Source organism: Microbispora sp. NPDC049633, from assembly GCF_040675265.1.
Taxonomy (GTDB): Bacteria; Actinomycetota; Actinomycetes; order Streptosporangiales; family Streptosporangiaceae; genus Microbispora; species Microbispora maris.
Genome location: NZ_JBFAOO010000227.1, coordinates 1 through 10,891, shown reverse-complemented (window position 1 = coordinate 10,891; position 10,891 = coordinate 1). Strand labels below are relative to the sequence as shown.

13 protein-coding genes and 1 pseudogene are annotated in these 10,891 nt (G+C 72.1%); 6 read left to right on the top strand and 8 right to left on the bottom strand.

The window, feature by feature from the left end; all coding sequences use genetic code 11:
* The 3 genes from AB0J39_RS34425 to AB0J39_RS34415 all read left to right on the top strand — a co-directional run.
* Window positions 1-246 (top strand): hypothetical protein (locus tag AB0J39_RS34425; RefSeq protein ID WP_363472447.1); only part of this gene is annotated, 246 nt, incomplete at its 5' end.
* Between the two features lie 5 nt (window positions 247-251).
* Entirely contained in the window at window positions 252-2,096 is a 1,845-nt protein-coding gene (locus tag AB0J39_RS34420; protein WP_363472445.1) for an ABC transporter ATP-binding protein, read from the top strand.
* Window positions 2,097-2,255: 159 nt separating this feature from the next.
* Window positions 2,256-2,924: a 1,4-alpha-glucan branching protein gene (locus AB0J39_RS34415; RefSeq protein WP_363472443.1), complete on the top strand. Its 669-nt coding sequence runs from the start codon at window positions 2,256-2,258 to the stop codon at window positions 2,922-2,924.
* A gap of 159 nt (window positions 2,925-3,083) precedes the next feature.
* Here AB0J39_RS34415 and AB0J39_RS34410 read toward each other — a convergent pair whose 3' ends face one another.
* The 3 genes from AB0J39_RS34410 to AB0J39_RS34400 all read right to left on the bottom strand — a co-directional run bounded on the left by AB0J39_RS34410 (window position 3,084) and on the right by AB0J39_RS34400 (window position 5,353).
* Window positions 3,084-3,776, bottom strand: a complete 693-nt coding sequence (locus AB0J39_RS34410; RefSeq protein ID WP_363472441.1) for a cation transporter — start codon at window positions 3,774-3,776, stop codon at window positions 3,084-3,086.
* Complete coding sequence (locus AB0J39_RS34405; protein ID WP_363472440.1) at window positions 3,773-4,111, bottom strand: metalloregulator ArsR/SmtB family transcription factor; 339 nt, start codon at window positions 4,109-4,111, stop codon at window positions 3,773-3,775. The genes AB0J39_RS34410 and AB0J39_RS34405 overlap by 4 nt, the downstream gene beginning before the upstream one ends.
* Window positions 4,112-4,669: 558 nt before the next feature.
* Window positions 4,670-5,353, bottom strand: a complete 684-nt coding sequence (locus AB0J39_RS34400; RefSeq protein WP_363472438.1) for a TetR/AcrR family transcriptional regulator — start codon at window positions 5,351-5,353, stop codon at window positions 4,670-4,672.
* 187 nt (window positions 5,354-5,540) lie between these two features.
* Here AB0J39_RS34400 and AB0J39_RS34395 point away from each other — a divergent pair, with 187 nt between their 5' ends.
* Complete coding sequence (locus AB0J39_RS34395) at window positions 5,541-6,800, top strand: YncE family protein (protein WP_363472437.1); 1,260 nt, start codon at window positions 5,541-5,543, stop codon at window positions 6,798-6,800.
* 60 nt (window positions 6,801-6,860) lie between these two features.
* Here the strand turns inward: AB0J39_RS34395 and AB0J39_RS34390 are convergent, their stop codons facing one another.
* Both AB0J39_RS34390 and AB0J39_RS34385 read right to left on the bottom strand, forming a co-directional pair.
* Window positions 6,861-7,061, bottom strand: a complete 201-nt coding sequence (locus tag AB0J39_RS34390; protein WP_363472449.1) for a ferredoxin — start codon at window positions 7,059-7,061, stop codon at window positions 6,861-6,863.
* Between the two features lie 41 nt (window positions 7,062-7,102).
* Window positions 7,103-8,317: a cytochrome P450 gene (locus tag AB0J39_RS34385; RefSeq protein WP_363472435.1), complete on the bottom strand. Its 1,215-nt coding sequence runs from the start codon at window positions 8,315-8,317 to the stop codon at window positions 7,103-7,105.
* Between the two features lie 113 nt (window positions 8,318-8,430).
* Between AB0J39_RS34385 and AB0J39_RS34380 the strand changes: the two genes are divergently transcribed.
* Window positions 8,431-8,952: a DedA family protein gene (locus AB0J39_RS34380; protein ID WP_363472433.1), complete on the top strand. Its 522-nt coding sequence runs from the start codon at window positions 8,431-8,433 to the stop codon at window positions 8,950-8,952.
* Window positions 8,953-9,098: 146 nt separating this feature from the next.
* Here AB0J39_RS34380 and AB0J39_RS34375 read toward each other — a convergent pair whose 3' ends face one another.
* Window positions 9,099-9,662, bottom strand: a complete 564-nt coding sequence (locus AB0J39_RS34375; protein ID WP_363472431.1) for a hemerythrin domain-containing protein — start codon at window positions 9,660-9,662, stop codon at window positions 9,099-9,101.
* 121 nt (window positions 9,663-9,783) lie between these two features.
* Between AB0J39_RS34375 and AB0J39_RS34370 the strand changes: the two genes are divergently transcribed.
* Complete coding sequence (locus AB0J39_RS34370) at window positions 9,784-10,203, top strand: hypothetical protein (protein WP_363472429.1); 420 nt, start codon at window positions 9,784-9,786, stop codon at window positions 10,201-10,203.
* On the opposite strand, the pseudogene AB0J39_RS34365 reads toward AB0J39_RS34370, so the two are convergent.
* Window positions 10,181-10,540, bottom strand: a pseudogene (locus AB0J39_RS34365) (SDR family oxidoreductase); the annotation flags it as partial. The gene AB0J39_RS34370 and the pseudogene AB0J39_RS34365 sit on opposite strands and share 23 nt — an antisense overlap.
* A 16-nt stretch (window positions 10,541-10,556) precedes the next feature.
* Window positions 10,557-10,891 (bottom strand): CoA-transferase (locus AB0J39_RS34360; RefSeq protein ID WP_363472427.1); only part of this gene is annotated, 335 nt, incomplete at its 5' end.

Here is a 10,891-nt window from a genome sequence, read left to right as displayed (position 1 = left end):
CGCGACGCCGCCGCCGACGGCGTACGGACCCTGGCGGTGGTCGTCGTCGGCGGCGAGGAACCCGCGAAGCTGCTCGCCGCGCTGGCGGACGAGGTGAGCGTGGTGGTGGAGAGCGAGGGGGGAACGATGTCGAGCGCGTTCGCGGTCGCGGGTTTCCCCTCGTTCTTCCTCGTCGGACCCGGCGTCACCGTCGACGCCAGCGGTCATGAGCCGGAGCGGCTGCTGGCCGCGCCGTCCCGGACCTGACCGGGGTGAGGTCCCGGATCGAGCCGCTGCTGCTCACCCTGGCGCTCGTCTGGCGGGCCGGACCCGTGCTCGCGCTGTCCCAGCTCGCCGTGGCGGTCCTGAACGGCGCGTTCCCCGTCGCCGTCGCGTGGCTCACCAAGCTCCTGATCGATCGTCTGACGACCGGGTCGGGTCCGGCGACGACGCCCCTGGCCGCCGCACTGGCCGCGCTCGGAGCCCTGACCGCGCTGATGCCTCATCTGTCCGGGTACGTCCAGCGGGAGCAGCAGCGCCGCATCGCGTGGCACACCAGCGACGAACTGTTCACCGCGGTGTGCCGCATGCAGGGACTGACCAGGCTGGAGAACCCGCGGTTCCACGACCGGCTCCAGATGGCCCAGCAGTCCGCCCAGACCACCCCGCAGCTCGTCACCGAGTCGGCGCTCGGGGTGGTGCGCGGCGGTATCACCATCGCCGGGCTCCTCGGCGCGCTCGCCACACTCAGCCCGCTCCTGGCGGTCGTCGTGGCGGGGGCCGCCGTGCCCGAACTGGTCATCCAGCTCCGGCTCAGCCGTCACCGCGCACGCCTGCTCTGGGAGATAGCACCCGCGGACCGCCGCCGGGTCTTCTACCAGCTGCTGATGCTCGACCAGCAGGCCGCCAAGGAGATCAGGCTGTTCGGCATCGGCGGCTTCCTGCGCGGGCGCATGCTGGGCGAACTGGGCACCGCGCAGCGGGCGGAGCGCCGGGTGGACCTGACCGCCATCCGCTACAACGGGGCGCTGACCGCCCTCAGCACGATCATCGCGGGGGCCGCGCTGATCGTGCTGGTCGCCCGTATCGCGGCGGGCCAGGCCGGCATCGGCGACCTGGCCGTCCTCACCGCCGCCGTGGCGGGCACGCAGTCGTCCCTGTCCGGCGTGGTGATCCAGCTGGCCCAGCTGAACGAGGCGCTCGTCCTGGCCGGTCACTACACCCACATCGTCACCATCGGGCCGGACCTGCCCGAGCCCGTCACCGGCGGCGACGTGCCACCGCTACGGCACGGAATCGAGCTCCGCGACGTCTGGTTCCGGTACGACCCCGGCCACCCCTGGGTGCTGCGCGGCCTGAACCTGACCATCCCGTACGGGCGGAGCGTGGCCCTGGTCGGCCTCAACGGCGCGGGCAAGAGCACGATCGTCAAGCTCCTGTGCCGCCTGTACGACCCCGAGCGCGGCAGCGTCCGCTGGGACGGCGCCGACCTGCGCGACCTGCGCGCCGACGACCTGCGCCGCCGGATCGGCGCGGTGTTCCAGGACTACATGGCCTACGACCTGACCGCGGCCGAGAACGTCGCCGTGGGCGACGTCGGCTCCCTCGACCGGCCGGAACGGATCCACGAGGCGGCCCGCCGGGCGGACGTCCACGACACACTCGCGAGCCTTCCCCGCGGCTACGACACCCTGCTGTCCCGATTCTTCGCCTCGGAACAGGACGGGGACCCCGGCCAGGGCGTGCTGCTGTCCGGGGGGCAGTGGCAGCGCGTCGCCCTCGCCCGCGCACTCCTGCGTGCGGACACCGCCGACCTGCTCATCCTCGACGAGCCCAGCTCGGGACTCGACCCCGAGGCCGAGTACGCCGTCCACCAGCGGCTCCGCGGCTACCGCAGCGGCCGTACGAGCCTTCTCATCTCGCACCGCCTCAACACGGTGCGCGACGCGGACCACATCGTCGTCCTCGCCGACGGCCGGACAGCCGAGGAGGGCACCCATGACGAGCTGATGGCCCTCGGCGGACAGTACGCCCGCCTGTTCACCCGCCAGGCGGCCGATTTCCAGCTCACGCCGGCCCGGCCCGTCCGCGAGTCCGCTTCGACAGGCCCCGATTGATCGTTGTGCCCTCGGCTCTACTCCGCGACGCCGCGGCGCGGCGCGTCCGGGGACGTCTCCGCTCACCGCCGCCGTACGGTGTGAGACGATGATCGGCCCCGGACGGTGACGCCGGGAAGCAAGCACGGTGACGGGACGCCGACGGAGGGCCTGCGCGGAATGGCTGTCATTCATCACACCACCCTGACCCCCAGCAAGCTGGAGCTGCTCACGTCGTGGCTCCCCGCCCGGCCCTGGTACCAGGCGCCGGGGCGCCTGCCGGAGCTGACGAAGGCCGGCGGCTTCCGGCTCGACGATCCCGAGGGCGAGGTCGGGATGGAGTTCATGGTGGTCAACGACGCGGCCGGCGACCGGCCGGTCTCCTACCACGTCCCGCTCACCTATCGGGGGGCGCCGCTTGAGGGAGCCGAGCACGCCCTCATCGGCACGGCGGAGCACGGGGTCCTGGGCCGGCGATGGATCTACGACGGAACCCACGACCCGGTCCTCCTCGCCCAGCTCCTCGCCGTGTTCCGGGGTGATGCGAAGCCGCAGCACCAGAGCGAGAGCGACACCCCCGATCCCACCGTTACCAGGAGCTTCACCGGAACCCCCGCCTGGGGCCCGATCCTGTCGGCCACCACTGACGACGGGCCGCACGGCACCGACGTCGTCGTGCTCACCGCCGCGGACGGCGCGCCGGAGGAGCGGCTGGCCGTGCGTGTGAACCGCGTCCTGAGCCCAGGCGCGCAGGACGCCGCCGAGGCGCGGGGACACATCACGGCCGGATGGCGCCTGCCGGACGATGCCGAGGCCCGCGGGGTGTTCGCCGTCGTCAGGGACGTCTGACCCCGCCTGGTGGGTCCAGTCCGGCCCTTGGCATCCTCGATCTTGCGAATACCCGAGGTGCGATGCGAGCTTGTCTTGCATGGCAGCAGCACCTGGCAGGCGCTACCTGTTCTCAACGACGCACCCGGGCCTGAGGGAGGCCCCGGTCAGGGGGTCAGGTTAGCGGCAGCCGCCGGCGCAGCCGTCGTCCCGAGCGGCGTCGGCGGGCGCGGAGACCGAGGCCGCCGGGACGGCGCAGCAGGCGTCGCCGCGCCAGGCTTCGCGACCTTCCTTGACCGCCACGGCGGCGATGACCAGGGCGGCGATCGGATCGGCCCAGGACCAGCCGAAGACGCTGTTGAGCGCCAGCCCCGCCAGGAGCACCGCGGACAGGTAGGTGCACAGCAGGGTCTGCCGGGAGTCGGCGACCGCCGAGGCCGAGCCGAGTTCGCGACCGGCGCGGCGCTGTGCGTACGACAGCAGCGGCATGACGACCAGCGAGAGGGCGGCCAGTATCAGGCCGGGGACGGAGTGATCGGCCTCGTCGGCGCCGAGCAGGGTCCGCAGCGCGTCGACGGTGACGTAGACGGCCAGGGCGAAGAAGGAGAGCGCGATGACTCTAAGGGCGGTCTTCTCCCGCTTCTCGTGCTCAGGGGTGGAGAATTGCCAGGCCACCGCCGCGGCGGAGGCGACCTCCACCACGGAGTCCAGCCCGAATCCGACCAGGGCGGCCGAGGAGGCCAGGGTGCCGGCGGTGATGGCGACGACGGCCTCGACCACGTTGTAGGTGATGGTGGCGGCCACCAGGAGCCGGATGCGTCGCCGGAGCGTGTCGCGGCGGGCCGGAGGGGGGCCCAGGGAGAGCGCGGTCATCGGCAGCAGTCCTTCTCGGCCGCGTCCGGGCAGGTGCCGTCGGCGGCCACCGTGATCACCACGGTGCGCAGGTCGTCCAGGGCACGGCCGAGCCGCTCGTCGGCCAATTCGTAGCGGGTGCGGCGGCCGACGGGCACGGCCACGACCAGGCCGCAGTCGCGCAGACAGGCCAGGTGGTTGCTCAACCGGGTGCGGGAGACGCCCAGCAGCTCGGCCAGGTCGGCGGGATGGGCCGGGGCCTCGCGGAGCGCGAGGAGGATGCGGCAGCGGATCGGGTCGGCCAGGGCGCGGCCGAAGCGGGCGAGCCCCTCGACGTCGGGAGCGATGGTGAGCACGCCACGATAGTACAGAGCATCCTGAATTCAGGGAAGTATGAATCCTGTGCGTCTACGAACCGGGCGGTCAGCGACGGCATGGCGGGGATCACGGCGGCGAGCCGGCCATCCGGATCCGCGGTGAAGTGCGGCGCCTCCCGCACCTCCCACCACGACCGCGTGACGAGGATCGTCTCCGCCTTTCCCGTCCGGCCGTCCAGGTAGCCGCTCTCGCGCTGGCCGGTCTCCCGGACGACGACGCGGCCCCGCTTCGCGCCGGCGTCGTAGTCGTTCCAGTTGACGCCGTGACAGGCCCACAGCATCTCCTGCGTCTGCCCGGTGGACCTGCCGTGGAGCTCCCGGTGGGAGAACTTCGCCTGGGCGGCCATGGTGATGCTGTTGCGTACGCAGTCGTTCTGCCGCCACAGGAAGTAGTTCGCGACCTCGACGGGGTCGGCCAGCGTGAACGCGCGGGCCACAGCGCTGCGCCGACGTCGTCTCCCCGGTCTCCGGCGGCCTGGCTCGATCCTGGGGTGGATGGCGCAGGATCTCACGCCATGGTGGAGGAGCCGCCACTGCTTATCGTGAAATGGCTGGATCCGGACCGGCGGGGCCGGCGTCGCCGGGGACCTGGAGGCGGCCCAGGAGCATGAGCAGGAGTTCGTCGACGATCTGGTCGAGGGTGGCGTCGACCCAGCCGACGGCCCAGTCGTGCATCAGGCCGTTGATCGCTCCGATGAAGGCGGCGGCCGTGACGCGGAAGTCGCGGGCGGGGATCTCGCCGCGGCCCGCGGCGTCGTCCAGCTGCTCGCACAGGAAGGCTATCCAGCGGGCCCGGCGGTCCAGGCGCTGCCGGTCCAGGCGGGGGCTGACGCCGATGATCTCCACGAAGGCGATGCGGGTGTGGCGTGGGTCGGCGGTGGCTCCGGCGGCGTACGCGCGGAACAGCCGGCTGCAGCGTTCGACGGGCTCCAGGTGCCGAACCTGGGGGAGTACGCCGAGGACGGCCTGCTGCGCGACGTCGTTGACGTACAGGTGCAGCTCGGCCAGCAGGTCCTCCAGCGTGTGGAACTCCTCGTAGAACTGGCGGCTGGACAGCCCGGCGACGCGGCACACGTCCGTGATCCTGGTGGCGCGGTAGCCGGGCCCGGCGCCGAACAGGTCGAGGGCCGCCTCCAGGAAGCGCCTGCGGCGCTCGGCCTGCCGTTCCGCCGCGGGCCTGCCGCCGTACCGGCCCGCCGCCGGTGTGATCCTGCCCGCCACCACGTCCTCCGCTCCGTTGTCATGAATTTTGGGCCTTGTAGCGGAGGTCAGACGTGCCTACTATCCAGTAACACAGTCTGAATATCGCAATGTTCAGACTTGTGCGAGTCCATGCGCCGAAGGCGCGCGGACCCCTCGGCCGGCCATGCTCGCTCACCGCCCACCTCCCACCCCCCGGAGGAAGCACATGCACGCTTCGGCCCTCGCACGCCTGCGCAGATCCCTGCTCGCCGCCGCCGTGGCGGTCGGGGGCGCCGTCGTCTGCGGCGTTCCGGCCGCTCCCGCGAGCGCCGCCGACGGACTGCGCGAGGTGATGTTCGTCGGCAACAACTGGGACGGCACCGCGGACGTCATCGAGTCGAGCGGGGACTTCGCCAGGATCGGCCGGATCAACGTCATCCCCGACAAGGCCCGGCGGCTGGCCGAGATCTACCTCAACCCCATCAAGCTGGCCTTCTTCCTGGGCATCCGGCAGGGCCCGGGCGAGGGTCACGACCAGTTCGTCGACGACATGTACGCCACCCCGGACGGCACGGCCATGGTCGTCTCCCGCCCGAGCTTCGCCGACGTGGTGTCCGTCGACCTGACCACCGGCGCGATCCGATGGCGCTTCCCGGTCTCCGGCTTCCGCGCCGACCACATGGCCGTGTCCCCCGACGGGACCCGGGTCGCCGTGTCGGCCTCCACGTCCAACACCGTGCACGTGCTGGACATCAACACCGGCAGGCAGCTCGGCTCGTTCCGTACGGGGGACAAGCCGCACGAGAACGTCTTCACCGGCGGCGGCAGGTACATCTGGAACATGTCGATCGGCGAGGTCAACAACGACTTCGACAGCCCGTCGCAGGACTGGCTGAAGGGCGACCGCCACATCACGATCGCCGACGCCTCGACGTACAAGGTCGTCAGGACCATCGACATGCGCGACCGCCTGGACGCCTCCGGCCGCAAGGACCTGTCGGACGCGGTGCGGCCGGCCGTCTTCACCCCGGACGAGTCGAAGCTGTACTTCCAGGTCTCGTTCTTCAACGGCTTCGCCGAGTACGACACCGCCACCGACACGATCACCCGGATCAAGACCCTGCCGAAGAACCCGGCCACCAGCGAGGACCGCACCACCTGGGTCAACGACTCCCGGCACCACGGATTGTCGATCAACCCCGCCGGTGACAAGCTCTGCGTCGCCGGGACGATGGACGACTACGCCACCGTCGTCGACCGGGCCACGCTGCGGGAGGGACCGCTGGTGAGCGCGTCCAAGCCCTACTGGGCGACCGTCAGCGGCGACGGGCGGGCCTGCGTCATCTCCGAGAGCGGCGCCGACCGGGTCACCGCCATCGACTTCGCGACCGGGCAGAAGATCACCTCGGTGCCGGTCGGCGACCACCCGCAGCGCGTCCGCATCGCCCGCGTCCCGGCCGGCTGGACGCCACCGGCCGCGGGCTGAGGCCCTCCCGGGTGCCGGGACGGACGGTCCGTCCCGGCACCACCGGGCGTGCTCCCCGGGTCAGGCGTCCTCGTCCACCTGGATGGCGGCGGCCGGGCAGACGGCGGCGGCCTCGCGGACCGCGGTGTGCAGGTCCTCGGCGGGCTCGGGCTCCAGCAGGACGACGACGCCGTCCTCGTCGCGCTGGTCGAACACCTCCGGCGCGATCAGCGCGCACTGCCCGGCGCCGCAGCACTTCGCCTCGTCGACGACGACCTTCATGTCCATGTCCTCCTTGCCGCTCGGGCCACTGTGGTCAGGGATCACCAGCGGACCGGGACCTCGCGCAGGCCGCCGACGGCGAGCCCCTCCACGCGTTCCAGCTCCTCCACGGGCACGGCCAGCTCCAGCGTCGGCAGCCGGCGCAGCAGCACCTCCAGGACGACCTGCAACTCGGTGCGGGCCAGTGCCTGCCCCAGGCAGGAGTGGGCGCCGGAGCCGAAGGCCAGGTGGGGGTTCGGGCTTCGGGTCAGGTCCATCTCGCCGGCGTTCTCGAAGGCGGTCTCGTCGCGGTTGGCGGCCGCCATGCTGCACACCACGGTCGTGCCGCAGGGCAGGACCGTGCCGCTGACCTCGGTCTCCGCGTTCAGGTAACGGGGCAGGCCGAAGCCGGAGTTGGCGTCGAAGCGCAGCGACTCCTCCACCGTGGTGCGGATCAGCGACGGATCGGCCAGCAGCCGCTCCCACCGGGAGCGGTCGTCGGCCAGCAGCATGGAGACCATCTTCCCGATCATGTTGGCGGTGGTCTCGTGCCCGGCGACCAGCAGCGCCATGCCCGTGACCAGGATCTGGATGTCGGCCAGCCCGCCGGTTTCGGGGCCACCGGCCGTGATCAGCTCGCTCAGCAGGTCGTCGCCGGGCTCGGCGCGCTTGGCCGTGACGAGGTCGGACATGTACTGGAAGAACTCGCCCTGGGCGGCCTCGGTCTCGGCCTTGCCGTAGCGGGTCAGGTTGAGCAGCGTGTCGGACCAGTAGGAGAACCGGTCCCGGTCGGCGGCCGGCACGCCGAGCATGTCGCAGATGACGTAGACCGGCAGCGGGAAGCCGAGGCTCGCCCTGAGGTCGCCGGGCGCGCCGCGCTTGACCATGTCGTCCACGAGCTCCTCGGCGATCTGGATCATGGCGGGCCGCAGGGCGTTCATGCGCTTGGCGGTGAACCACCTGCCGACCAGGCGCCGCCAGTGCTGGTGCTCCTCGCCGCTGTCCGGGATGATCGTCGCCAGCTCGCTGCTGAACACCCCGCCGCCGTCCGCCGACAACCGGGCGGCGTCGGGTGCGTCGAGCCGGCGGGTGAAGCGCGGGTCGGCCAGCACCTGCTTGACGTCCTCGTACCGGGTCAGCAGCGTCGCCGTGTCGCCGCTGGGCAGCGTGACGTGGGCCACCGGGCACGTGGCGCGCAGCTCGGCCCACTCGGCGGGCGGGTCGAGCGCCGCGTCGTTGGGGATCGGGTAACTCAGGACCCGCTCGTCGGTGCTCATTCGGCATCTCCTCCTGCGAATGGTCGGTCGCCGTGCACCCTCCCGGTCGGAGGGGCGGCGCCTCTCACGTATGCCCGCGCCGGTGTGAAGGCCGGTCGTGCCGGTGCCCGTCCGTGTGCAAACTTCCGTGCGTTCCAGAGGGGGAGACGGCCGCCGTCCTGGGCGGCGTGCTCGCCAGTCAGGGCAGGCTGTCGGTGTACTGGCTGGGGCTCGTGGTGACGCTCGCCGCGATAGCCGGCGACAGCGCGGGCTACTTCATCGGCCGCAGCCTCGGCCCCAGGGTCCTGAACGTGCGGGCCCTGCGCCGCCGTCGCCACCGCGTGGAGAGGGCACAGGCGCTGATCCGCCGGTGGGGCCCTCAGGCGGTGTTCTTCGCCCGGTTCACCGCGTTCCTGCGCGCCATGATGCCGGCCCTGGCCGGGGTCTCGCGCATGAGCTACCGGCGGTTCTTCCTGTTCAACGTCCTGGGCGGGGTGCTCTGGGGAGTCGCTTACACCCTCCTGGGCTTCTTCGCCGGCGCGGCGTACGAGCAGGTGCGGTCGGCCGTCGGCGGTGTGGCTGCGGCCGTTCTCGCCGCGGTCGTCGTGACCGCCCTGGTCGCGTGGCGCGTCCGGCGGCACCGCGGCAGGCGGTAGGCGGCCACGGGAGGGGGCGCGGCGTGCGGGCCCGTCCATCGGACGGGCCCGCACATCACTGGTGTCCCCCCGGCGCCTGTCCGGGTCCGGCCGGAGCGGCTTCGAAGCCGCTCCGCTCTGGTCCGCCGGACCGGGCGGGTCGTCTGTCAGTCCTTGTTCGACTGCCGCCAGTCCCGTACGACGTCGCGGATCCTGTCGAACACGGCCACCGGCGGGCCGACCAGCATGTTCGCGGTGGCGGACTCCCCGGCGCCCGGGTGGGGCCTGGTCGGCGAGATCGCCTCGGCGACCCGGACCGCACCGGCCATGCGGCGCAGCCGCTCGGGGGAGGTCTCCTGACGCAGCCGGGGGAACTCCTCCCGTTCCTCGTGCGTGGCGTGGTCGACGACCGCCTTCTCCAGGGCGGCCAGCCGGGCGTCGAACTCGGGGTGGTCGACGCCGAGGTCGTACAGGTCGGACAGGGCGTGTTTGGCCTCGTCCTCCTCGTGCAGCCGGGCCTCGACGACCTCTTCGCCCGCCTTCGACCGCGCCGCCGGGTGCACGACCTGCTCCTCCGCGGCCTCGTGCACCGCCAGCAGCCGTACGAGGTCGTTGAACAGCTCACGCCTGCGCTCGCCCCGCGCGGCGGCGACCTCCGCGAACATGGTCTTGATCTGGTTGTGCTGCGCCAGCAGCAGGTCGATGACGTCCTGTTCCGTAGCAGTGCTCACTGTCGTCACCTTTCGACTCGGAGACTCGGACCCGCCTGCCCGGGCTCGGCCGCCCTACACCCCGCGCCTCGCCCGGACGTTTCCGTTGAGCCGGAGGGCGTCGTGATGCGTCATAGAGAGCATGAGGATTTCGCGTATCGCGTTGCTGCCGCTGGCGGCTCTGCCCGTCCTGGCCGTCACGGCTCCCGCCGAGGCGGTCACGGCGTCCAGGAAGCTGGTCGTGGAGTTGCGGGAGGAGGGCGGGTTCGCCGGGCTGCGTGACCGCGTGGCCGTCTACACCGACGGCTGCGCCGTGCTGAGCCGCCGCACCGGACCCACCGTCCGCAAATGCCTGACCGCCGCGGAGTGGCGCGGCCTGCGCGGCTCGCTGAAGCACCTGCGGCTCGGCCGCTCCGAGCCTCCGCCGCAGGGGGCCGACTTCCTCGCCTACCGCCTGAACTACAAGGGCCACCGGGCCACCCGCTACACGCTGCCCCCGACCTGGCGACCGGTCGTGAGCAGGCTGGAGAAGGTCCTGGTCAAATACTGGGCGCCCGACTGACCGTCTCGGCTCGGCTACGCAGGTAGGAGGCTCCGTTGAGGTCGACGATCGCGCCGCTGGCCCACCCGGCGGCCGGTGACGCCAGGTACGGGACCGCGGCCGCGATCTCCTCGGGCCTCGCCACTCTCCCGAACGGGCTCTGGGCGCGGATCTCGTCCCCCCGCGGTCCCTTGAGATGCCCCTCGGTCATGTCGGTCTCGACGAAGCCGGGCGCCACGGTCGCCACCGCGATGCCGAGGGGCGCCAGGGCGACGGCGAGCGACTGGCCCAGCGCGTTGAGGCCCGCCTTGCTCGCCCCGTACGCGGGACTGTCGGGTTCGCCGCGGAAGGCGCCGCGCGGTCGGTCCTGGTCGTCACGGTGTCAGCCGGTTCGTCCTTTCTGCCGCGTCGAGGGTGCGTAGGGGGACCTCCAGCCGGGAGGCGAGCTCGGCCACGCTCGTGCCGTACGTCTCGGCCACCGTGACGCCCTCGGGGCCGATGTGGAAGACGGCGCGGTCGGTGTAGAGGCGGCTCACGCAGGCGAGCCCGGTGAGGGGATAGGTGCACTCGGGGACGAGCTTGGGCGTGCCGTCCTTGGCGAACAGGGTCATCATGACGAACACCTGCTTGGCGCCGGTGGCCAGGTCCATGGCGCCGCCCACGGCGGGGATGGCGTCGGGGGCGCCGGTGTGCCAGTTGGCCAGGTCGC

Bases quoted from the DNA above. Each gene is read 5' to 3' on its own strand.
- AB0J39_RS34415 (WP_363472443.1), top strand. From the start codon at position 2,256: ATGGCTGTCATTCATCACACCACCCTGACCCCCAGCAAGCTGGAGCTG.
- AB0J39_RS34410 (WP_363472441.1), bottom strand. From the start codon at position 3,776: ATGACCGCGCTCTCCCTGGGCCCCCCTCCGGCCCGCCGCGACACGCTC.
- AB0J39_RS34395 (WP_363472437.1), top strand. From the start codon at position 5,541: ATGCACGCTTCGGCCCTCGCACGCCTGCGCAGATCCCTGCTCGCCGCC.
- AB0J39_RS34390 (WP_363472449.1), bottom strand. From the start codon at position 7,061: ATGAAGGTCGTCGTCGACGAGGCGAAGTGCTGCGGCGCCGGGCAGTGC.
- AB0J39_RS34385 (WP_363472435.1), bottom strand. From the start codon at position 8,317: ATGAGCACCGACGAGCGGGTCCTGAGTTACCCGATCCCCAACGACGCG.
- AB0J39_RS34370 (WP_363472429.1), top strand. From the start codon at position 9,784: ATGAGGATTTCGCGTATCGCGTTGCTGCCGCTGGCGGCTCTGCCCGTC.